Here is a 21,178-nt window from a genome sequence, read left to right as displayed (position 1 = left end):
CTCTTTTTTTCTAATGTACGCGATAACATATGGATTGTCTACCGCATACTTCCAATCAAATGGAATTTTCGCGCATTTCTTCCACCAATGGCATGATTTCTTTCGCGAAACGTTCCATCTCTTGCTTATGCGGCGAAAACTGAAGCAGCAGGAGACTGACACCAGCATGCTCATAAGCTAATATACGCTGTGCAATCTGAACCGGTGTACCGACCAAGTTCGGTCGCAGCCCCCTAGCGGCAACAGCATCATCACTTATTTGGCTTTTTTGTGCAAGCTCCTCTTCCGTTACATAGGCTTCATAGTCCGCACTGGTGATACGCTCCCATTCTTGGATAGCTTCTTCCTCTGTTTCCCGGCATATGACGTAAGCTGTCATACCGAACTCCGTAAACGCGGACTTGCCAGCTGCTTCGCGGCGGATCTGCATATCGGCAATCATGCTGGCCACTTCCTGCACGGTGCCGCCCTTCATGACATACGCATCACACGTCTCGGCAATCGTCTGGCGCAGGTAGTCGCTTTCTCCGCCTGCATATAACGGCGAAATCCCCTTTTTACTCCCCGCCGACGAATAATCGACATGTTCTACTTGATAATACAGTCCATCATAAGTATAACTGCCAGCAGTCCAAACTCCCCGCAGCACCTCGAAGAATTCTTCTGTTTGAAGATAGAACTCCTCCGTTCCCTCAATATCGCCTGCTTGCCGCTTTCTTTCCTCCTCACGCAGGAAAGAAACGACTGCCAGGGAAAACCGGCTATTACTGATTTCATCTATCTTCACCGCCTGCCTGGCGGCTTCTGCAGGCTGATCGATGCTTGGCCGGACAGCTGCCATGATATGCAATTTATTTGTTGCTTCGGCAATAGCTCCAGCCGTTTTCCAAAAGTCCAGCTTCTGATCGACATTTTTTCCTTGGTATAAGTAGGTATCTGGGAGGAATACGGCATCAAAACCCAAGTTTTCAGCCATATGTGCTGTTTCCTGAACGCATATAAGGCTCAAAGCCCCCCCATCCTCCACATGGCGCAGCCAGCTGTTTGAAACTGGCTGCCAGTATGCATATTTCATTGTTATTACTCCTTTTACACATAGGAAATCCTACCGAACGACACATTAAATCTACCAAAAAAGCTTCTTCGATGAGAAGAAGCTCTTACTTGCAGCCGTCGTCATCTTATCACGCAGCTTTTGCTGCAGGTCGTAGCACCTTCCTGCAGGACTGCCCTCCCGCAGTGGGTTGCCGGGCTTCATCGGGCCTTTCCCTCCGCCACTCGTTATAAGATTTCTTATGAATTGTCACCTTTCACTATACCAGAATAGCAGTGTCCGATTCAAACAGAATAACTGCGGCGCTGATATGCCTCCATCAACAGACGGAATCCATCTTGTCTTGCTTTCTCTTCATAGACAGGGCTTGTCAGCATGAATTCAACCTCCGCGCCATAATAATCTTCCAACCCTTCCAGTTGCTGAAGCACTTCAGCAGCTGTTCCGATTACCATGGTCGCACGGTTATCTTCCAGACGCTCCTTTTCATAAGGAGACAGCTTATAATCGGCTGCTGTTTCCGGCCGCAGCATTCCTTTGACAGGTCTTCCCTGCTCCTGCAGCAGTGATGCAACTTCATGGCTTTTTGCCAGTGCTTCTGCAGCCTCCGTCGTTTCTGCACAAAACAGAAACAAACTGACCATCATTTGCGGGTTCTGTCCATTATTCCGGAAGGATTTCCGATACATATCCAGCACCGCTGCATCTTTTTCTCCACGTATGAATTGGGCATAAGCGAACCCGATTCCATGATATGCTGCTAGACCTGCACTGCCCGCGCTGCCGCCCAGCAGCCAGACTGACGGAGCCGTGTTGATATCTGGCATCGCGATCAAGTCGCCGAAGCGATGTTTTTCTTCTATTCTTATATTCAAATAATGAAGCAAGTCACGTATTTGCCGATCATACCAATCCTCAGGCATCACCTTATGCTCTTGCAGTGCTCTTTTCGCTGCCGGCATCCCGCCAGGCGCTCTTCCGATACCCAGATCGATCCTTCCAGGATGAAGCGCTTCAAGCAATCTTGCATTCTCAGCTACTTTATACGCACTATAATGAGGCAGCATGACGCCGCCTGAGCCGATACGGATGCGTGATGTTTTAGCAGCAAGATGCCCCATCAGAAGCTCGGGACTGCTATGGGCCAGGCTGCCAGCGTGATGCTCGGACACCCAGAAACGCGTATAGCCAAGCTGATCGGCGAGTTCGGCCAGCCGTACCGTTTCTTCCAAAGCTTTTATCGCACTGCCATCTTCTTTCATACGGGATTGATCCAATATACTAAGCTTCATTCTCTTCACTCCTTCTTTTTATCATATCCTGTGCGAAAGACTTTTAAAAACAATCCGTTTTTCTGTATGCTAGAAATGACTGAATAAAAAGGATGGTGCTCATATGATCGGGTTTATCGGATTAGGAATCATGGGACAAAACATGGCTGCAAATCTGCTCGAAAAGGGCGAACAATTAGTTGTATATAATCGTACAAAAGAAAAAGCACAGGCATTATTGGACAAAGGTGCCATCTGGGCAGAATCACCTCGGAAAGTCGGAGAACAAGCTGATATCGTATTTACGATGCTGACAGACCCACAAGCTGTTCAAGCAGTTGCTTATGGCGAAGATGGGCTTTTCAGCGGCATGAAGGAAAGTAGCCTCTGGGTGGATGTCAGCACTGTCAAGCCAGCATTCACCAAAGAAATGGCTGAAGCTGCCCGCGCACACCAAATCCGCTTTGTCGATGCACCCGTTTCGGGTTCCAAGGCACCTGCTCAGCAGGGCAAGCTGCATTTCCTTGTCGGCGGTGATGCACAAGATGTCAAAGAGATCACCCCACTGCTTGAGAAAATGGGACAAAGCATCCAGCATATGGGCGCCAACGGTAACGGCTCAGCTACTAAGCTGGCGGTGAATATGCTGCTCGTCCAGTCTCTGACTGGACTATCCGAAGCCATAAGCTTCGGGGAAGCAGTGGGGCTTGACCGGGAGCATCTGATGGATGTCCTGCTCGCCCTTCCAGTGACGAGTGACATCCAAGCAGGTAAACGAGATACGATACTCCAGCAGAACTTTGATCCGCAATTCCCTTTAGAGCATGCATACAAGGACTTGCAGCAGATTTCCGAAACAGCCTATGAAGCTGGTGCTCCCCTCCCGATGACGAATAGTGTCAAGGAGCTATATGCATTGGCAAAAAAGAACGGCTATGGCAAGCAAGATGTCGCCGCCGTTTATGCACTTTTGGCAAGAGATTGACACAATAAAGACAAAGAATCCGATTTTTTTCGGATTCTTTTTTTATTCTCATTTAATTTTATTAATTAACATTGACATACTAACAATATATACAGGGTATGGAGCAGGGAGTTACTTAATCTGTATGAACTATTTTTTGCTTATTTTCTTTACATTATAATCACTTTAATCTTCCTGATTTATTAAATTTTTTAAATCAATGCATATAACACTTATTAAACTTCGAATACTTTTATAACAATATTTTTATGCTAATATAGTTATGGTTTTCTTAATTTAATAACTTTCTAAAGGAGTCTTCATCATGGCTGATTCATCGAGTAAATCAAAACGGGAAGTCAAATGGGTTCCGCTCCTCATCACGGTATTGATCGGCGTAATCCTATGGTTCATCCCTTCACCTGATGGTGTAAAAGCAGAAGCATGGCATCTGTTTGCCATCTTTGTCGCGACGATCATCGGATTGATCATTAAACCGATGCCGATGGGCAGTGTCGCGATCCTTTCTTTAACAGCAATCGTGTTGACGAAGACACTTGGTTTAGAGGAAGCACTGAGCGGATTCCAGAACAGTACAATCTGGCTTATCGTCATTGCCTTCTTCATATCCAGAGGTTTTATCAAAACAGGCCTCGGCTCAAGGATTGCTTATTTATTCGTCCGTCTTTTCGGTAAGAAGACATTAGGTTTGTCTTATTCCTTGATCGGAAGTGACTTGATCCTGTCACCTGCTATGCCGTCCAACACAGCACGTGCCGGCGGTATCATCTTCCCGATCATCCAATCGCTGTCCAATTCTTATGGATCCAGAAGCGGTGACGGTACGGAGCGGAAAATCGGTTCCTTCTTGACCTTTACATCTTATCAAGGGAACGGCATCACTTCGGCAATGTTCCTGACAGCAATGGCAGCAAACCCGCTGGCAGCAAGTGCCGCTGAAAGTGTCACTGGACAATCGATTTCTTGGGGAAGCTGGATCCTTGCTTCCATCGTACCTGGAATCATCAGTTTGATCGTTATCCCATTCGTCATCTTCAAACTATATCCTCCTGAAATCAAGGAGACACCGAAGGCGACTGAAATGGCAACCGAGAAACTGCAAAGCATGGGCAAGCTGAAGCGCTCGGAATGGTATATGATTGCTGTATTCCTATTGCTGCTCGTATTGTGGATTTTCGGTGAGAGCTTCGGTATCGGTTCTACGACTGCTGCTTTCATCGGACTTGTTGTTCTATTGCTTACGGAAGTATTGACTTGGTCAGATATCAAACAGGAACAAGGGGCATGGGATACACTCGTATGGTTCGCTGTGCTTGTCATGATGGCGAATTACTTGAATGAACTTGGTCTTGTGCCTTGGTTCAGCGACATCATGAGTGATGTCGTCAGCACACTATCCTGGCCGGTTGCTTTGCTGATTTTGGCTGTTGTGTATTTCTACTCCCATTACTTCTTTGCAAGTAACACAGCCCATGTCAGCGCGATGTATGCTGCCTTCCTTTCCGTTGTTGTGGCAGCTGGCGCGCCGCCATTATTGTCAGCGTTATTGCTAGCATTCTTCAGCAACTTGTTCGGCTGTCTGACACACTACGGCAGCGGACCTGCCCCTGTATTCTTCGGCGCAGGCTTCGTTTCCCAGCAAAAATGGTGGGGGCTAGGTTTCCTCATCTCCATCATACACTTGATCGTCTGGATCGGAATTGGCGGACTGTGGTGGAAACTGATCGGTCTATGGTAAATAAAAACAGGAATCCTTCGCGGATTCCTGTTTTTATTTGATTGAATAAGTTTCAGCAGCTGCTGTTTTGATAAATGGACTTACGTTCCCGACCGTGTACATATGCAACTCATGCATCGCTCTTGTACATGCTGTGTAAAGTAAGGTACGTTCCGATTCATGCCCATATGATCCATCTGAAACATCATACAGGATGACAGCATCAAATTCGATGCCTTTAGCCAGGTAAGCCGGTATTACTGATAACCCTTTTTTATATTGGGAAGTTGTTTCTGTAATCAGATCCGCATCCATCTCTTCCTTGATCCAGTCATGCGCGACGCTGCTTTCTTTGCTTGTTTTCCCTATGACTGCAATCGTTTCATAACCAGCTTCTTGCAAGGAATGGATCTTCTCCAAAATCAGCTGACGTCTTTCCTTATCGTCAGCAGCTTTTGTCACTGTCGGCAAATCACCATCACGGTTGAACGGTTGTATATTCTTGGCATGATCCAAGAGCTCCTTTGTGAAGTCGACTATTTGCCGTGTCGAACGATAACTGCGCCACAGCTCGATTCGGTGACTGTCGGCTGTATTGCCAGAAAGCACATTCTCCCCTGTCAAAGCATGGGCTTGGATCGCCTGGTTGATATCACCGAGCAATGTCATCCTTGCATTCGGGAAAGCCTGCTGCAAATAAGCGAACTGGAATGCCGAATAGTCCTGCGCTTCATCGATGAGCACATAACGAATGGATTTGTCCGAACGATCTCCAAGCACCTTATCCCGGAAATATACAAATGGCGTCACATCTTCCCAGCTCATATATTTCCGTATGAGGTTTTGCTTTGTGGTTTCATATAGTTCCGGCCATGAAGCTGGCATTTCCGGTCGTCTTTCTGCCTTCAGCATGCGCAGATAAGATTTCTTTACATTGATAAATGCATGTTTACGAACTTTTTTGATCAATGGCCGCAGTTTTCGTTCGACTACCCATTTCCGAAGTATCTCTTCTTCCTGTTTGTTTTCTTCAAAGTCATCCGTTTCAGAGCGTTCTTTCTTTTGCAGCTCGGAAAAGGCTTGGACATAGTCCTCTTTTTCCATCAGCTCGACTTCTTCCCGTACCCAATCCTTCCTTGTTTCCCATTCCCCCCAAAGCTGCAGCTTTTCGACGATCCACGCTGCCGTCAGCTCTGCGCGATTGGAAATCGGCAATGTATTGGATAGGCTGTAGAAATAGGATTGTATCTCCTGCTTGCTCACGATCCGCTGCTTACGAAAACTGACATCTTTAAAAATGAGGCCCGCGCGCTTGAATTCGTCCAGCTTGTCATCGATGTAACGCTTGAAATCCAAACTTGCCTTATATTGAATACCAGCCAGCCGCTGCTCTTTTTCCTCTCCGGAAGCAAGCAGCATATACTCCATCTGTTCAAATGGCGTCTCGATCGTCTCCCTGCCTTCCAGCTGAGCATCCATATGAGCATAGAAAGTGGCTTGCTTCATATTATCTTCGCCAAGCTCTGGCAGAACATTGGATACATAGCTATTAAACAGCGGGTTCGGTGACAGCAGTACGATATTCTCAGCCGAGATGCGATCACGATAATGATATAGCAAGTAAGCTACTCGCTGCAGCGCAGCCGATGTTTTCCCGCTGCCCGCTGCACCTTGTACGATCAAATTGGCAGCAGATTCATTCCGGATGATTTGATTCTGTTCCTTTTGGATCGTCGCAACGATGCTTTTCATCTCTGTACTGGCATTACCGCCGAGCACGTACTGCAGGAGGCTGTCCCCGATTGTCACACCAGTATCAAACAAAGCCACCAGCTTCCCATTACGAATGATGAACTGACGTTTCAGCGTCATTTCCCCTTGTATCTTGCCTTCGATCGTTTCATAAAAAGCATCTCCAGGCGAAAAATCATAATACATGCTGGAGATTGGCGCTCGCCAGTCATAGATCAAGAAATCCTCTTCTTTTTCATCCATCAGACTCGCAAGGCCGACATAGATCTCTTCGTCATGATCAGCACCCTCTTCCCGGAAATCGATACGCCCGAAATAAGGGTTGCGCTGCAGCCTGTCCAGCGTTTTCACTTCATTATTGATTTGCTGATGTGTCCGCTCCCGTTCACCTAAAAGTTCCGCTTGCTGTTTCAAGCTGGCCTGCGTTTCGTTCACATCATCCGGCTCATCCAGGTTGACAGTTACATCCTCCCAGAAATTCTTGCGCAAATCGATTACTTTTTCCCGGAGTCCTTGGATCATTCCTGCGGTTTTTTCCCGTTTCTTTTCGATCGTTTCCTGGACCCGGGCTACACGGGCTTGCTCATCCTTCAAATCCTTTTCATCTTCTGCCATACCGGCGTCCCTCCAAAACATTTGACATTTATATATAATTGATGTATAATTTTAAGTGGTTTGCTAAATTATGTTATATTAGCAGAACATCCTCTATTTTATCATGTTCATTGTTCCCCTGCAATTTTTCTCTATCCTGTCGTTTCCAAGCTATCCTTTTGCATAACCCTTCTATTCGTGTGTATAAATAGTTAGGGAAACGAAATATTAATGCGAAAGAAGTGTTTTTCACATAATGACGGACGAACAGCTCGCAAAACGCAACCTGTTTATCATGTGGTTCGCCAACTTTTTCATCTCGGCGAGCTTGAGTATGATCATGCCATTTCTCTCCTTATATATTTCATCATTCGGAACGCTGTCCGATCGGGAAGTCCAAAGCTGGTCTGGCATCATTTTCGGGGTGACTTTTGTTACCGCATTCATATGCTCGCCATTTTGGGGGAAAATCGGTGACCGATACGGACGGAAGCTCATTTTGATCATATCTTCCTTCGGCATGGGGGTTTCCATTCTCCTGCTCGGATTCACCGAAAATGTCTGGCAGCTATTCATGCTTCGAGTATTCATGGGAATCTTCACCGGTTTCATCGGGATATCCCAAGCATTCATCTCGACGCAGACACCCAGTCACATTGCCGGACGAGTGCTCGGTACTTTACAGACCGGCAGTATCACAGGTATGCTCTTCGGCCCGATGATTGGCGGGGTTCTCGCTGACAGTATCGGATTCCACGGGACATTCCTGCTTGTATCGATAAGCGTCTTCACCTCCGCCGTCCTGGTCACTTTTGGAACAAAGGAATATCCGGTCAAAATTCAAAAAGGCGAGAAATCACACTATACCTCCAAGGAAGTCCTGGCGCATATCCTGAAAGACCCGATTTTATTAGTCGTACTCATTTTAAGTGCATTGATCCAGATTGCCAATTTCAGTGTCCAGCCAATTCTCTCTTTATACGTGCAGGAACTTCATGGACCTGAGAATATAGCATTCTACTCCGGTATCGCATTTTCAGCAGCCGGACTTGGCAACCTGCTCATGACAAGGACGTGGGGAAAGCTCGGCGACCGTATTGGTTATGTCAAAATCCTGATTGGACTCATATTCGCCGCAGGCATTGTTTATATACCCGGTGCATTGGTCGGTTCCGTCTGGGAACTCGCTGTAATCCGCCTGCTTCTGGGCATGGCAATCGGCGGTATCATTCCGCTGCGAGTAGCTTATATCCGGCAAGCGGCTCCAGTCAGCATGCAAGGCGAGGTTCTCGGATATAATAACAGCCTTCGTTTCCTCGGGAACTTCATCGGCCCGATACTCGGCGGTATGATGGCTGGTTATTTCGGCTTCTCTGCGGTTTTCTATATGACCAGCGCCTTGTTGATCATCTGCGGCATCACATTGCTAACCGCCCATATCCGGAATGTCCGGACACAAACCCGGACCTCTTCCATCTAAAAAGGATTGCCGATCAAATTCGGCAATCCTTTCTTCTTACATATTAAAGCTGCGGACAGCTACTGCTTCGATTTCCACTCTTGCCCCTTTAGGCAGCTTGGAAATCTCCACTGTCGCCCGTGCTGGGTAAGGTTCGGACAAATGGCGGCCGTATACCTCATTCACAGCTGCAAAGTCGTCCAAGGATGTAAGGAATATCGTTGTCTTGACCACTTGGTCGAATGACAGCCCTGCTTCCTCCAAAATCGCGGACAAGTTCCTCATGACCTGATCCGTCTGTTCCTCGATTGTCCCAGCCATCTCTCCTGTAGCCGGATCCAATGGAATCTGCCCGGAAATGTAAACGGTCCCTGCTGTTTCCACCGCCTGGGAATAAGGGCCGATTGCTTGTGGGGCTTTGTCAGTTTGAATGATGTTACGCATACGCATCTCTCCTATGAAAACAGATTTTTAAAGAAGTCACCAATCGACTTGAAGAAATCCTTCACACCTTGCCAGAAACCATCATTTCCGGCCACTTCATCTATCTTGTCCTGGATCGTTGTAGCAATGTCATCAAGCTGTGATTTCACGCCATCGAAATTGATATCCAGCTCGCGCATCTTATCGAAAAGATCGATGAGCAGCTGACGGTCTTCATCGCTTAAGCTGATTTCCAGCTTGCTCAGCTGATCGGAAACAATCTGTTCCACATCTTCCCGCGTGGCAGGATCCTGCTCCGCAATTTCCTGTTTGATATCAGTCAAAAGCTGCGTGACTTTCTCGTTATCCAGACCTTCCTTCTGCGCTAAATCCGTTGCCAGATCCAGCTCATCATTGGCTACCTCAGTCCGCTCCGGATCCAGGTTGCCGTCCGCAGTATCATAGGCTTTGTAAATACCTGTCAAAGCGGAATGGCCGCTAACCTTTACTGGAGAAGCTACATCCACTGTTGCATCCTCGATACCTGCTGTCAGCAAAGCATTTTTATACATATCGACTGTCACCTGCGTGATATTGTCAGGTGTAACGATCTGAACATCAAGCCCATGTCCTTCATCTTCCCTTGTGATCATCGCTGAAGAATACATTCTGGAATTGGCATCGCCATTTATGTATTTCACGATATCATCGGCAGTAACCGGGATTTCCTCAACATTATCTGTATTTGTAACACCTAGGTCTGCTCTGACCTGTTCTTTTTGTGCTTCTGATAACGAATCTCCAACTACGACAATCGGCAAGCCGAATTTCTCATTGATACTATCCGTGTTCTTTCCTGTACTTGCGGATACAACATCGGAAAAGGCAAAGCTGAACATCAAGGCAACTGCGAAACAAGCCGCCATGCATTTGGTTAACCTTCTCATGGAAATGATCCACCTTTTCTTCAAAATGGTCTTGCTTTTCCCATTATAAGCTTTTATGGAAATAAATAAAGTCTTATCTTGTTCTACATCCCTGGTTGTACATAAAGGAAGTAAAGCAAAAGAACTGCATCTTGATTGATGCAGCTCTTTCTTTAAACACGTTTCTGAACAGAACCGTCCTTCTTATGGATGATCGTCTCTGTCCCTTTGTTTTCTGCAATCTCCTTTGCTCGCTTCACCGCGTCCTGCTTATTATCAAATACCTGGGAAGGACGTTTCGATCCCTTGGCTTGAACTGCCCAGCCCTCATCATGGGGCACGACCTCCTCTGGATTATCGATTAAATCCGGGTTACTGTGAGACGCGTCGGAATCCCGTTTTGTCGGATCATCATTTTTCATGAAATCCTTCACTTCCCTTTTCGAGGCATTTCCATGCCACTCTTTCGCCTGACTGGTCGCAATCGGAATGGCCCGGCTTTCATCGTAGCCTTCATCCACCATCGCATTGGCGATCTCTATTGCCTTCTTTTTGACTGGTTTGTCCAAATTTTTCAGCGAAGCAGGATAATCGTCCATGGTCCATGGCATGCTAAAAACTCCTTTGCGTTTTTATGTATTTACTATTCCCCCACTTGTATCCACGAAACGCAAAAAGCAAAAGAGTTGTATGAGCTTCCGCCCCGTCTTACAATTGCCATATTACCAAAAAGGAGATGAAGCCAAATGGCGAATAACGAAGAAATCCAATTAGCAGAACGCCCGGAAGGCATGCCAACCAAAGATACTTTCCGCTATGTCAAAACCGAAATCCCCGAGCTCAAGGAAGGTCAAGTGCTCATCAAAAGCATTTATATCAGTGTCGATCCATACATGCGCGGCCGGATGAATGATACGAAATCCTACGTACCTCCATACGAGCTGGATGCACCAATTGCTGGTGGTGTCGTCGGTCAAGTTGTCGAATCCAAATCAGATAAATTCCAAAAAGGCGACTTTGTGCTCGGCAATTTGCCTTGGGCCCGTTACAACACGGCCGATACGGATAACCTGCAAAAAGTCGATCCAGATCTCGGTCCAATCTCTACTGCATTAGGTGTATTGGGCATGCCTGGCTTAACTGCATACTTCGGTTTGATAGATATCGGTGAACCGAAATCCGGTGAAACGGTCGTCGTTTCCGGTGCAGCCGGCGCAGTCGGATCAACCGTAGTCCAAATCGCCAAAATACTCGGCGCCCGCGTCGTCGGCATCGCCGGCTCTCCGAAAAAACTTGACTATGTCAAAAACACGCTAGGTGCGGATGAAGTCGTCAATTATAAAGAGGACGATGTGGCAAAAGCTCTTGAGAAAGCCTGCCCAGATGGCGTGGATATTTACTTTGATAATGTTGGCGGTCCCGTATCCGACGCTGTATATCCCTTGCTTAATGCGCACGCCCGCATCCCGCTCTGCGGCAGCATTTCTTCCTATAACAAAAAAGAAGATCAAGGACCGCGTGTACACGGCTTCCTCGTCAAATCAAAAGCTAAAATGCAAGGTTTCATCGTCGGAGACTACAGCGACCGCTTCGCCGAAGGAAAAAAACAGCTATCCGAATGGTTCAAACAGGACAAGCTAACATACGAAGAAAATGTAGTGGAAGGTTTTGAGCATGTACCGGATGCTTTCCTTGGATTGTTCAAAGGTGAGAATCTAGGTAAGCAACTGGTTAAAGTAGCAGATGGGGAATAATAAAAATGCCTGACAGTAATTGATCTGTCAGGCATTTTTATATAAAAAAAGCTAATTAACCGTTCACTTTATTCTGTACTATTTGAATATAGTTGCCGCATGTATCGTCGAAAACAGCTAATGCGACTTCTCCCATTTCTGTCGGCTTTGTAGTAAACCGCACACCGCGTTCCGATAAGCGTTTATACTCTTTCTCAATATCCGTCACCCCAAACATCGTTGCAGGGATGTCCTGCGCAAAAAGCTTCTCCTGATACTCTTTGGCAACTGGATTATTATTCGGTTCGAGCAAAAGTTCGGTACCGTTTTGCTCTTCAGGAGAAACAAGGGTTATCCATCTGAATTCTCCAGCAGGTTCATCATGCTTTTTCACAAATCCCAGCGTTTCTGTGTAAAAAGTCAATGCCTTGTCTTGATCGTCTACGAATATACTTGTAACAACGATTTTCATAATGTATTTCCTCCTTCGATAATTGCAGCCCACGATACTCCGCTAGAGCTCTTGATTCAAGCAGAGCAAAATTCTAATTACTATAAATGAATTATAACACCTGAGCAAAACAATTCTTCATCCATTTCCGCCATTACATGTAATAGTATGCACAAAAAAGGCATCCCTTTATCAGGGATGCCTCCTCATATACTCAAATGGTCATATTTTTACAAGTTTCCCATGGCCATATAGTTTATCACATCTTATCTGTTATCCACTTTCTCCGGATACATATCATGGTTCATCATGCGATGATCTGCCATTTGCTCATACTTCGTGCCTGGACGGCCGTAGTTGACGTAAGGATCGATAGAAATTCCGCCGCGTGGTGTGAACTTGCCCCATACTTCGATGTAGCGTGGGTTCATCAGTTCTTTCAGGTCATTCAGGATGATGTTCATGCAGTCTTCATGGAAATCTCCATGGTTACGGAAGCTGAACAGATACAGCTTAAGCGATTTGCTTTCCACCATTTTTTCATCCGGAATGTAGCTGATGTAGACAGTACCGAAATCAGGCTGGTTCGTGATCGGACACAGCGTCGTGAATTCCGGGCAGTTGAATTTCACGAAGTAATCACGGTATGTGTGTTTATTATCAAAGGTTTCGAGAACCTCAGGTTTGTAATCGAAATCGTAGACATTGTTTTTGTTACCGAGCAATGTTACGTCTTCCATTTCTTCTGGCTTTCTTCCTGCCATTTGTATTCCTCCTTGCTGACTTTTACACAAGCGTTTCTTATTATAAAGGATTTTGTCCGTTTTGTCTCATGAAGGTGATGACTTCATCATGTGTCGGCATTCCGGCTTGTGCACCTGGGGAGCCAATTTGCAAGGCGGCGGCTGCGTTGGCGTAGCGGCAAGCTTCATCCAGCGGACTGCCGCTGGCCAGCTTGAGGCCGAGGGCAGCATTGAATGTGTCGCCAGCTCCGGTCGTATCAACTGGCTGGACAGGGAATGATGCTACATGCCCGCCGCTGTGGGTGACGCCCGCTTCCCCTTTTGTGATGACAAGTTTATCGGCGTATTCCCTTAGTGCCTTATCTGTATCGTCAAATAAAATGGCAGCTTCTGATTCATTCGGCGTCACGTACGCTGCCTGATCGATGACTTCACGAGGCAGCGACTGTGCCGGAGCAGGATTCAATATGTAAGGTATATCCGCTTCCTTACAGCATGCAGCCGCAGCTGCTACTGCCTCGAGCGGAATCTCCAGTTGAATGAGGACAATATCACTTTCTTCGATGACTTTCCGCTTCGCTTCGATATAATCCGATGTGAGCTGATAATTCGCTCCTGGGATGACAGTGATGCTGTTATCCCCTTCTACCACCTGGATGACAGCAACACCCGAAGAAGTGGCGGCTCTGCCAATATGCTCTGTCCAGATGCCTTCCCGCTGGAGAACTTGCATCAGCTCATCCCCGAAAGGATCCTGACCGACCATTCCAATCATGGTAACATCCGCTCCAAGCCTAGCTGCTGCGACAGCTTGATTGCCCCCTTTGCCGCCAGGGAATGTCTCAAAGCGCTCACCCAGTATTGTTTCGCCGGCAGCGGGACGCTTTGCTGAAGTAGCAGTCAAATCCATATTCAGACTGCCGATTACCGTTATTTTCGGCGCCATGGTCAAGTCCTCCTTTAAAATACGATCGTTTTATTGCCATATACGATTACACGGTCATCCACATGCCATTTGATTGCACGCATGAGTACACTCCGTTCGACAAGACGGCCGACACGTTTTAGATCTTCTGTTTTATCCTTATGATTGACCCGGTGGATATCCTGCTCGATGATCGGACCTTCATCCAAATCAGATGTCACGTAGTGGCTCGTTGCCCCGATCAGCTTCACCCCACGTTCAAAAGCACGTTCATACGGCTTAGCGCCGATGAAGGCTGGAAGGAAACTATGGTGGATATTGATGATTTTATTTTTATAATTCTCCAGGAATAGAGGTGTCAGGATCTGCATATACCTCGCGAGAATGATGGTGTCGATATCGTATTGTTCCAATAGCTCAAGCTGCTGGCGCTCTGCTTGCTGACGGATATCTTTGTTGGCAGGGATATGATGGAATGGGATATCATAGGCTTCTGCCAATTCGCGTGCGTCCTCGTGATTGCTGACAATCACCGCAAGGTCGGCCATCAGGTTGCCGCTTTGATATTCCCATAAAATTTCCTGCAGGCAATGCAGTTCCTTCGACACGAATAAAGCCATTTTTTTCAGGTTACGGACGCGCACAAGCTGCCACTCCATTTGGAAATGATCCGCAATCTGCTGGAACCCTTGCTCCAGCTCCTGCTGCGTATCGCCGTCCTGTCGGCATTCGAATTCAATCCGCAGGAAGAAACTCCCCCCATCCGGATCTGTTGTATATTGATTTGATTCCATGATATTTGCTTGCTGCTTATAAAGGAATTCGGAAACTGCTGCGACAATTCCCGGCTGATCAGGACAGGAAATGACGATCCGATATCTGTTTTCATTCTGCTGCTGGAAAGCTTTGATTTTTTCTAGATAATGTGCGGACATGGCTTACCTCCTAATATTCTTCTATCTTAACGATTGTATCTTGTTTCGACAACAGATAGTTGTGACAAAAAAATACGATTCCAAATTGAATGGAATCGTAAGTATTGTATGAGTGCTCCGTTGCTTTATGCACCTGCAATTTGCTTCAATGTCCCGATGCAGAAATCGACTTCCGCTTTGGTTGTATTGAGCGGCGGTAATATACGCAGCACATGCTCCCCGGCTACCAAAACAAGCAAACCTAGCTCACGAGCCTGGTGGACAAGCTCGATCGCTTTTCCTGTCGTACCTAGACCGATCAGCAGCCCTTTCCCGCGCACATCGGTGAATGCACTGGACTTGGCAGCGATAGCTTCCAGCTCACCCCGGAAATAAGCAGCGGTCTCTTGTACTTCTATCAAAAATCCAGGATTCGTGATCACTCCCAAGGTAGCTTTTCCCGCTGCAGCCGCTACCGGATTTCCTCCGAACGTACTGCCATGACTGCCCGCTTCGAAAGCTGCGGCTGCCTTCCCGGAAGCAAGCATAGCCCCGATCGGTATCCCTGAAGCTAGCCCTTTAGCGGTAGTCAGCACATCGGGCTCTACCCCATACTGCTCATAAGCATAAAGCGTACCAGTACGTCCTGCACCGGTTTGCACTTCATCCAGCATGAACAGTACATCATGTTCTTTACAAAGACTTTCTACTTCCTTTACCCACGCAGGATCAGCAGGGATTACGCCGCCTTCTCCTTGGACAAGCTCCAATAGAACGCCGCAAGTGTCCGGACCGATCAGCTCTTCCAATGCTTCGACATCGTTATAAGGGAGATAGCGGAAGCCCTTTGTCAGCGGTGCGAAGTTTTTCTGGATCTTTTCCTGACCTGTTGCAGCCAGTGTCGCAAGCGTACGTCCGTGGAAGGATTGACTGAAGGTGACGACCTCGAAAGCCTTCGTTCCCTTTACCTTCTGGGCATAACTGCGCGCCAGTTTGATTGCTGCTTCATTCGCTTCTGCGCCACTATTGCCAAAGAATACTTGATCAGCGAATGTATGGGCAGTCAGAAGCTCCGCGAGCTGTTCTTGAATCGGAATATGATAAAGGTTGGAACAATGCCATAGAGTATCCAGCTGTTCCTTGACAGCTTCTTTCACGGTTGTCGGGGCATGACCTAAGTTGCAAGTGGCGATTCCGGCAGTGTAATCAAGATAACGTTTACCTGCATCATCCCAGACATAGCTTCCTTCCCCTTTTGTTATGGAAATCGGGAACCTGCTGTAAGTCGGCATGACAGCTGATACGGCTGTATTCGTTTCAGACATGATGGGCCTCCTCCGATAATGTAATGGTTGTTCCTGCGACTTTACCTTCCACTAGTTGCAATAAACTGTCCTTTGCAAGTCCGTTGACGATGGTGACTTTTCCTGCTCCATGCTCCAAAGCTTCCAATGCTGCTCGCACCTTCGGGATCATACCATCCTTGATGAGTCCCTCATTTATCATCTGTTTCAATTCTCTGTCCGTTACATTAGTAAGCATCTGTTTCTGCCCTTGTTCCTGCCGATAAATCCCCGGAATGTCGCTTATGAAGCACAGCTCTGCATGGAGCGCACGCGCGATGGCTGATGCTGCAAGGTCGGCATTGATGTTGAACCGGCAATTTCCTTCCCCGCCAGCCAGCGGGGAAATGACCGGAATATTATCTTGTGAGACAATCTGTTCGATCAGAGCTGTGTTCACCTCTGTCACAGTTCCGACTAGCCCGAGCTTATCCGCATTCGCAACAGGTTCTGCATACAGCAGCTTGCCATCCAATCCGCTTACGCCATAGGCATCCGTCCGGGCCATCAGCTTTCGGACAAGAAACTTATTTACAGCGCCGCTCAATGCCATCTCGACAACATCAAGCACCTCTTCTGTCGTCACCCGGAGTCCATCGACGAATTCCGTCTTTACCCCTGTCTGTTTCAGCAAATCATTGATCAGCTTGCCTCCACCATGTACAATGATAGGTTTCCAATCGCCCTGCTTTTGAATGGCTGCGATATTATCATAGAAATTATCGGGCAGCTGGTCGATGATGCTGCCACCGCATTTTATAACCAGGAAATTCATCTAGCCGCCCCCCTCATGTCCGATAGGAGGCATTGATTTTGACATAATCATATGACAAATCACAGCCCCAGGCGTTTGCTTCCTCGGATCCTTCCTGTAAATCAATTGTGATCAGGACCGCTTCCTGCTTCAAGTGCTCGCTAGCTTCCGCTTCATCAAACAGTATAGGGTTGCCATTCTGAACAACCATGCTATCGCCTAGCCAAACCGAAATCTTATCCGGGGAAAAGGAAGCGCCGCTGTATCCTGCTGCCGTAATGATACGGCCCCAGTTCGGATCCGCTCCATATACTGCCGCTTTCACAAGACTGGAAGCCACGACAGCCTTGCCTATTTTTTTGGCATCTTCTTCTGTTTTGGCTTGCTGTACACGAACTTCGACAAGTTTCGTCGCTCCTTCTCCATCGCGAGCGATTTTCTTCGCCAATTCCTGTGACACATACTGGAAGGCTGCAGAGAATTTCTCCCATTCCGGATGAGTCGGGCTTAGCTCTTTATTACCTGCTTTTCCATTGGCCAGTACAAGAACCATATCATTCGTACTTGTATCCCCATCAACTGTGATCATATTATAGGAATTATCCGTAGTCTTCTTCAGCAGCTGTTCCAGCATGTCATTTGGAATAACAGCATCTGTCGTCACGAAAGCGAGCATGGTCGCCATATTTGGATGAATCATGCCAGATCCCTTCGCAGCCCCGCCGATTGTAATCGGTACACCATCAATCTCCAGACTGACAGCAATCTGCTTTGTGCATGTATCCGTCGTCAGGATGGCTGTAGCAAAATCATCCGCCCTGCCTTCTCCCTCAATTGCCTGGATTCCCGACATCACTTTTTCCATCGGCAGCTGGACACCGATCAGCCCAGTAGATGCTACTGCCGCATGCTGGAGTTGAATCCCAAGCTGGTCAGCAAAAGCTTTACGCATTGCATAAGCATTCGCCAAACCTTCTTCTCCAGTACAGGCATTGGCAATACCGCTATTCACCACAATTCCCTGTAGTTTGCCCTCGAATTCGATGCTTTCTTCGGTCACGAGCAGCGGAGCTGCCCGAAAAGCATTCAACGTATACACACCTGCAGCTGCAGCTGGGATGTCTGAATATAGCCATCCTAAATCAAGTTTGTTGTGTTTGCGGATGCCAATAGCTGCCCCGCCTGCCTGGAAACCATTTGGGCTGGTGACATTTCCATTTTCAATTATTGTATATGCCGCTTTTTCTGCCTTTATCATTTGTTCCCTCTCCTTCATGGATAAACCGGCAGCATCCATAAACCCGAAGCCTGCTCCCAGCCTTGCATGATATTCATATTCTGGATGGCTTGACCTGCTGCTCCTTTTACCAAGTTGTCAATGACAGATATGATGGTAAGCCTATTTGTCCGTTCATCCAGATGCAATCCAATGTCACAGAAATTACTTGTTGCAACTTCTTTCGTTGCCGGCCATTCTCCCTGCGGCCTGAGTCGGACAAACGGGTGAGTCCTGTAATAAGTTTCATATAATTCCAATAATTCAGTTTCCGACAAACCGACTTGCAGATTGGCATAGATCGTGGTCATGATCCCTCGAGTCATCGGCACCAGCTGTGTGGAAAAGCTGATGGGCTGCTGCGTACCGCCCGCTTCTGCCAAAAGCTGTTCAATCTCAGGAATATGCTTATGCGATCCCAGTTTATAAGCTTTCATATTTTCATTGATTTCACTATAATGTGTTACGGCACCCGGAGACTTACCTGCTCCCGAAAGGCCTGACTTGGCATCGATGATAATGGAGGCTGGATCGACCAGGCCATTATGTACAGCCGGTAACAGACCAAGCAAAGCCGCCGTCGGATAGCAACCAGGATTTGCTACAAAGTCTGCTTCCGCTATCTTGCTCTTATTCCATTCAGGCAGTCCGTAAACTGCCTTTTCCAATAATTCTTGTGAAGCTGGGTTCACTTTATACCACTGGCTGTAAACTTCGGAATCCTTCAAGCGGAAATCCCCGGCCAGATCCACACAGCGTATACCCGCGTCAGCAAGCTGTGGAAGCAAATCTCTGCTAACCCCAGGCGGAGCTGCAAAAAAGGCAAAGTCCACTTGCTCTTTCAGGGCTGCAACATCAAATGTTTCCATGTTCCCTTGCATAAAACCATCTGTGTGCGGATATAATTCGGTCAATGATTTTCCCGCACTGGAATGGGAGATGATTGCTTTCACTTCTGCATATGGATGTATATGTAAAAGCCGAAGCAGCTCTACCGCTCCATAACCTGTACCGCCAATTATTGCAACTTTCACAATCGTAACCCCCTGTAAACCAGTATGAATTAGTTAGTAATTATACTTTAATGTGTATTTTTATTCAATAGGTATGATAAAAAATATAAACTATACCATAACCACCTCACATCTTGACCCCACTTATAATACTATGTATAATCAGTATATTATTTTGCGCTGCATCTTAGATACGCGCAACGGTAAAAAACAGACTCTATAACTGTCCCACCTTATCATTGAAGAGCTTAAATGCATCGATTAAAGGAGGCCAATAGCATGACACCGCTCATTTGGTTTTTATACGTTATCGTCCCCGTTTTAGGTATGCTTGCTGCATTCATCCAAGCAAGCCGCATGAAAGAGGAAGGAGAAGATAACGAATGATTGCAACATTTATCATCTATTTAGTGGCCGTTTTCGTGATTGGTTATACAGCTGAAAAATTCATCACAAAAGGAGAAGAAGGATTTTATCTGGGAGATCGTAATTTTGGGTCGTTTTCGACTGCCATTAGTGCAGGTGCTACCGATTCAAGCGGATGGATCTTTATCGGAGCAGCAGGCCAGGCCTATCTTGCCGGTATATCGACTATGTGGATGCTGCCTGGATTTTTGATCGGTTATTTTGTAAACTGGTTTGTCGTTGCCCCGAGACTGCGTAAGTTTTCCGAAAAGTCGGAAGCTCTGAGCATGTCCGATTATTTCGAGAAACGCTTCCATGATAAATCGCATTTACTGAAGGTTACCTCCAGTTTGATAATCGTCATTTTCTTCGTTGCCTATATGGGTTCCCAATTGTCTGCTGCCGGAAAGACATTGGATGCTGTCATTGATTTCGATTTCAATACCGGTCTAATATTGAGCGGTATTTTTGTATTAGGGTATTCCATACTCGGTGGGTACCGATCTGTCATGATTACAGATGTCACCCAAGGTCTCATGATGCTCGGTGTACTCCTGGGATTCCCTATCTATATGATTTTCTTCCAATTGGGCGGACCTGACGCCTTCTTCAACACTATTGCCGGCATCGATCCACTGCTTGTCTCCCCGGCAGCCGGCAATGCTGGTTCACTGGCACTCGGCATCATCATTGGACATATCGCTTTCGGGTTTGGCGTACCCGGACAGCCGCATATCTCCCAGCGTTTCCTGTCAGCCAAAGACGGCCAGACGATCAAGCAGGGCTCCATCATCGCGATGGCATGGATCATCATTACCATGACGGGGGCCAATTTACTCGGGCTCATCGGACGTGTCCTATTGCCAAATTTGGATGACCCGGAATATGTGTTCCCTACTGTGGCTTTGGAGGTGTCGCATCCGATCATAGCAGGTATAATTGTCGGGGCAATTTTCGCCGCGATACAATCGACTTTTTCTTCGCAATTGATGGTAACGACACAAGCAATTGCAAGCGATATATGGAAGTCCTTTTCAAAGAGGCAGTACACCGGTAAACAAACCTTATTCATCAGCCGATCCGCCATGGTCGTGCTAACGTTGCTTTCCATCGGTATCGCCTTATTGAATCTGGAATCCGTCTTCGCTCTCGTACAGTACGCCTGGGCTGGGCTTGCCGCGAGTTTCGCTCCTGTCCTCCTATTCAGCCTCTATTCGGATATCGCAACCAAATGGGGTGCCTTCTGGAGCATGATTACCGGTTCAGTCGTCACTGTAATCTGGAAAGGATTTGGCTTGGATACGTATATATATGAAATCATTCCGGGACTGGCAATCTCCACCATTGTTCTGCTGGCAGTTAGTAAGCTGACGAAAAAACATGATGAAGTTCCCACGAAGGAAGAAAGTATGAATCTATAATATGAAAAACAGGCTTGCC

At 47.0% G+C, this 21,178-nt stretch carries 19 protein-coding genes and 1 riboswitch; of the genes, 5 read left to right on the top strand and 14 right to left on the bottom strand.

Translation table 11 applies throughout. The annotated features are described in order from the left end of the window. Positions 1 to 55: 55 nt before the first annotated feature. Together AB1K91_RS12360 and AB1K91_RS12355 are read right to left on the bottom strand one after the other, a co-directional pair. Positions 56 to 1,075, bottom strand: a complete 1,020-nt coding sequence (locus AB1K91_RS12360; RefSeq protein ID WP_413090140.1) for an LLM class flavin-dependent oxidoreductase — start codon at positions 1,073 to 1,075, stop codon at positions 56 to 58. 103 nt (positions 1,076 to 1,178) lie between these two features. Beyond that, positions 1,179 to 1,290, bottom strand: a riboswitch (SAM riboswitch). Positions 1,291 to 1,338: 48 nt separating this feature from the next. Further along, on the bottom strand, positions 1,339 to 2,346 hold the full coding sequence (locus AB1K91_RS12355) for an LLM class flavin-dependent oxidoreductase (protein ID WP_413090139.1): 1,008 nt from the start codon (positions 2,344 to 2,346) through the stop codon (positions 1,339 to 1,341). 103 nt (positions 2,347 to 2,449) lie between these two features. On the opposite strand from AB1K91_RS12355, the gene AB1K91_RS12350 reads away from it, so the two are divergent. Further along, positions 2,450 to 3,310, top strand: coding sequence for an NAD(P)-dependent oxidoreductase (locus tag AB1K91_RS12350; RefSeq protein ID WP_413090138.1), 861 nt, complete (start codon positions 2,450 to 2,452; stop codon positions 3,308 to 3,310). A 304-nt stretch (positions 3,311 to 3,614) separates the two neighbouring features. Continuing rightward, entirely contained in the window at positions 3,615 to 5,048 is a 1,434-nt protein-coding gene (locus AB1K91_RS12345; protein ID WP_413090137.1) for an anion permease, read from the top strand. Between the two features lie 33 nt (positions 5,049 to 5,081). Here the strand turns inward: AB1K91_RS12345 and helD are convergent, their stop codons facing one another. Then, on the bottom strand, positions 5,082 to 7,394 hold the full coding sequence (helD, locus tag AB1K91_RS12340) for an RNA polymerase recycling motor HelD (protein WP_413090136.1): 2,313 nt from the start codon (positions 7,392 to 7,394) through the stop codon (positions 5,082 to 5,084). A gap of 235 nt (positions 7,395 to 7,629) precedes the next feature. On the opposite strand from helD, the gene AB1K91_RS12335 reads away from it, so the two are divergent. Further along, positions 7,630 to 8,853 (top strand): MFS transporter, encoded by a 1,224-nt coding sequence (locus AB1K91_RS12335; RefSeq protein WP_413090135.1) that lies wholly within the window; start codon positions 7,630 to 7,632, stop codon positions 8,851 to 8,853. Between the two features lie 36 nt (positions 8,854 to 8,889). Here AB1K91_RS12335 and AB1K91_RS12330 read toward each other — a convergent pair whose 3' ends face one another. The 3 genes from AB1K91_RS12330 to AB1K91_RS12320 form a co-directional block, all read right to left on the bottom strand. After that, positions 8,890 to 9,276, bottom strand: coding sequence for a RidA family protein (locus tag AB1K91_RS12330; protein WP_413090134.1), 387 nt, complete (start codon positions 9,274 to 9,276; stop codon positions 8,890 to 8,892). Positions 9,277 to 9,287: 11 nt separating this feature from the next. Beyond that, complete coding sequence (locus AB1K91_RS12325; protein WP_413090133.1) at positions 9,288 to 10,202, bottom strand: DUF1002 domain-containing protein; 915 nt, start codon at positions 10,200 to 10,202, stop codon at positions 9,288 to 9,290. A 152-nt stretch (positions 10,203 to 10,354) separates the two neighbouring features. After that, positions 10,355 to 10,792, bottom strand: a complete 438-nt coding sequence (locus AB1K91_RS12320) for a DUF2188 domain-containing protein (RefSeq protein ID WP_413090132.1) — start codon at positions 10,790 to 10,792, stop codon at positions 10,355 to 10,357. Between the two features lie 135 nt (positions 10,793 to 10,927). Here AB1K91_RS12320 and AB1K91_RS12315 point away from each other — a divergent pair, with 135 nt between their 5' ends. Beyond that, positions 10,928 to 11,935 (top strand): NADP-dependent oxidoreductase, encoded by a 1,008-nt coding sequence (locus tag AB1K91_RS12315; protein ID WP_413090131.1) that lies wholly within the window; start codon positions 10,928 to 10,930, stop codon positions 11,933 to 11,935. 55 nt (positions 11,936 to 11,990) lie between these two features. On the opposite strand, the gene AB1K91_RS12310 is transcribed toward AB1K91_RS12315, so the two are convergent. From AB1K91_RS12310 to argC, 8 genes are all read right to left on the bottom strand, one after another. After that, a complete protein-coding gene (locus tag AB1K91_RS12310; protein ID WP_413090130.1) occupies positions 11,991 to 12,386 on the bottom strand; it encodes a VOC family protein in 396 nt (131 codons plus the stop codon). A gap of 245 nt (positions 12,387 to 12,631) precedes the next feature. Continuing rightward, complete coding sequence (gene queF, locus AB1K91_RS12305) at positions 12,632 to 13,129, bottom strand: preQ(1) synthase (RefSeq protein ID WP_411231110.1); 498 nt, start codon at positions 13,127 to 13,129, stop codon at positions 12,632 to 12,634. A gap of 40 nt (positions 13,130 to 13,169) precedes the next feature. Then, positions 13,170 to 14,054 carry a ribokinase gene (rbsK, locus tag AB1K91_RS12300; RefSeq protein ID WP_413090129.1) on the bottom strand — a complete coding sequence of 295 codons (885 nt, stop codon included), beginning with the start codon at positions 14,052 to 14,054 and terminating at the stop codon, positions 13,170 to 13,172. Between the two features lie 14 nt (positions 14,055 to 14,068). Further along, a complete protein-coding gene (gene purU, locus AB1K91_RS12295) occupies positions 14,069 to 14,968 on the bottom strand; it encodes a formyltetrahydrofolate deformylase (protein ID WP_413090128.1) in 900 nt (299 codons plus the stop codon). Positions 14,969 to 15,093: 125 nt separating this feature from the next. Further along, positions 15,094 to 16,272, bottom strand: coding sequence for an acetylornithine transaminase (argD, locus tag AB1K91_RS12290; RefSeq protein WP_413090127.1), 1,179 nt, complete (start codon positions 16,270 to 16,272; stop codon positions 15,094 to 15,096). Further along, positions 16,265 to 17,065, bottom strand: a complete 801-nt coding sequence (argB, locus tag AB1K91_RS12285) for an acetylglutamate kinase (protein WP_413090126.1) — start codon at positions 17,063 to 17,065, stop codon at positions 16,265 to 16,267. Before argB ends, argD begins: the two co-directional genes overlap by 8 nt. A gap of 13 nt (positions 17,066 to 17,078) precedes the next feature. Beyond that, positions 17,079 to 18,302: a bifunctional glutamate N-acetyltransferase/amino-acid acetyltransferase ArgJ gene (gene argJ, locus AB1K91_RS12280; RefSeq protein ID WP_413090125.1), complete on the bottom strand. Its 1,224-nt coding sequence runs from the start codon at positions 18,300 to 18,302 to the stop codon at positions 17,079 to 17,081. A 14-nt stretch (positions 18,303 to 18,316) separates the two neighbouring features. Then, entirely contained in the window at positions 18,317 to 19,354 is a 1,038-nt protein-coding gene (gene argC, locus AB1K91_RS12275; protein WP_413090124.1) for an N-acetyl-gamma-glutamyl-phosphate reductase, read from the bottom strand. Positions 19,355 to 19,716: 362 nt separating this feature from the next. On the opposite strand from argC, the gene AB1K91_RS12270 reads away from it, so the two are divergent. Next, complete coding sequence (locus tag AB1K91_RS12270) at positions 19,717 to 21,159, top strand: sodium/proline symporter (RefSeq protein WP_413090123.1); 1,443 nt, start codon at positions 19,717 to 19,719, stop codon at positions 21,157 to 21,159. Positions 21,160 to 21,178 lie beyond the last annotated feature (19 nt).

The organism is Terribacillus jepli (assembly GCF_047228925.1).
Classification (GTDB): Bacteria; Bacillota; Bacilli; order Bacillales; family Amphibacillaceae; genus Terribacillus.
Note: the sequence above shows the minus strand (reverse complement) of the source record. Positions and strands in the feature narration are given on the sequence as shown.

What these genes read in the sequence shown, in the direction of transcription:
- AB1K91_RS12320 (WP_413090132.1), bottom strand. Translation starts at nt 10,792, where the DNA reads ATGCCATGGACCATGGACGATTATCCTGCTTCGCTGAAAAATTTGGAC.
- AB1K91_RS12355 (WP_413090139.1), bottom strand. Translation starts at nt 2,346, where the DNA reads ATGAAGCTTAGTATATTGGATCAATCCCGTATGAAAGAAGATGGCAGT.
- AB1K91_RS12325 (WP_413090133.1), bottom strand. Translation starts at nt 10,202, where the DNA reads ATGAGAAGGTTAACCAAATGCATGGCGGCTTGTTTCGCAGTTGCCTTG.
- AB1K91_RS12350 (WP_413090138.1), top strand. Translation starts at nt 2,450, where the DNA reads ATGATCGGGTTTATCGGATTAGGAATCATGGGACAAAACATGGCTGCA.
- AB1K91_RS12360 (WP_413090140.1), bottom strand. Translation starts at nt 1,075, where the DNA reads ATGAAATATGCATACTGGCAGCCAGTTTCAAACAGCTGGCTGCGCCAT.
- AB1K91_RS12310 (WP_413090130.1), bottom strand. Translation starts at nt 12,386, where the DNA reads ATGAAAATCGTTGTTACAAGTATATTCGTAGACGATCAAGACAAGGCA.
- AB1K91_RS12270 (WP_413090123.1), top strand. Translation starts at nt 19,717, where the DNA reads ATGATTGCAACATTTATCATCTATTTAGTGGCCGTTTTCGTGATTGGT.
- helD (WP_413090136.1), bottom strand. Translation starts at nt 7,394, where the DNA reads ATGGCAGAAGATGAAAAGGATTTGAAGGATGAGCAAGCCCGTGTAGCC.
- argD (WP_413090127.1), bottom strand. Translation starts at nt 16,272, where the DNA reads ATGTCTGAAACGAATACAGCCGTATCAGCTGTCATGCCGACTTACAGC.
- AB1K91_RS12335 (WP_413090135.1), top strand. Translation starts at nt 7,630, where the DNA reads ATGACGGACGAACAGCTCGCAAAACGCAACCTGTTTATCATGTGGTTC.
- AB1K91_RS12345 (WP_413090137.1), top strand. Translation starts at nt 3,615, where the DNA reads ATGGCTGATTCATCGAGTAAATCAAAACGGGAAGTCAAATGGGTTCCG.
- AB1K91_RS12330 (WP_413090134.1), bottom strand. Translation starts at nt 9,276, where the DNA reads ATGCGTAACATCATTCAAACTGACAAAGCCCCACAAGCAATCGGCCCT.
- AB1K91_RS12315 (WP_413090131.1), top strand. Translation starts at nt 10,928, where the DNA reads ATGGCGAATAACGAAGAAATCCAATTAGCAGAACGCCCGGAAGGCATG.
- queF (WP_411231110.1), bottom strand. Translation starts at nt 13,129, where the DNA reads ATGGCAGGAAGAAAGCCAGAAGAAATGGAAGACGTAACATTGCTCGGT.
- purU (WP_413090128.1), bottom strand. Translation starts at nt 14,968, where the DNA reads ATGTCCGCACATTATCTAGAAAAAATCAAAGCTTTCCAGCAGCAGAAT.
- argJ (WP_413090125.1), bottom strand. Translation starts at nt 18,302, where the DNA reads ATGATAAAGGCAGAAAAAGCGGCATATACAATAATTGAAAATGGAAAT.
- argB (WP_413090126.1), bottom strand. Translation starts at nt 17,065, where the DNA reads ATGAATTTCCTGGTTATAAAATGCGGTGGCAGCATCATCGACCAGCTG.
- rbsK (WP_413090129.1), bottom strand. Translation starts at nt 14,054, where the DNA reads ATGGCGCCGAAAATAACGGTAATCGGCAGTCTGAATATGGATTTGACT.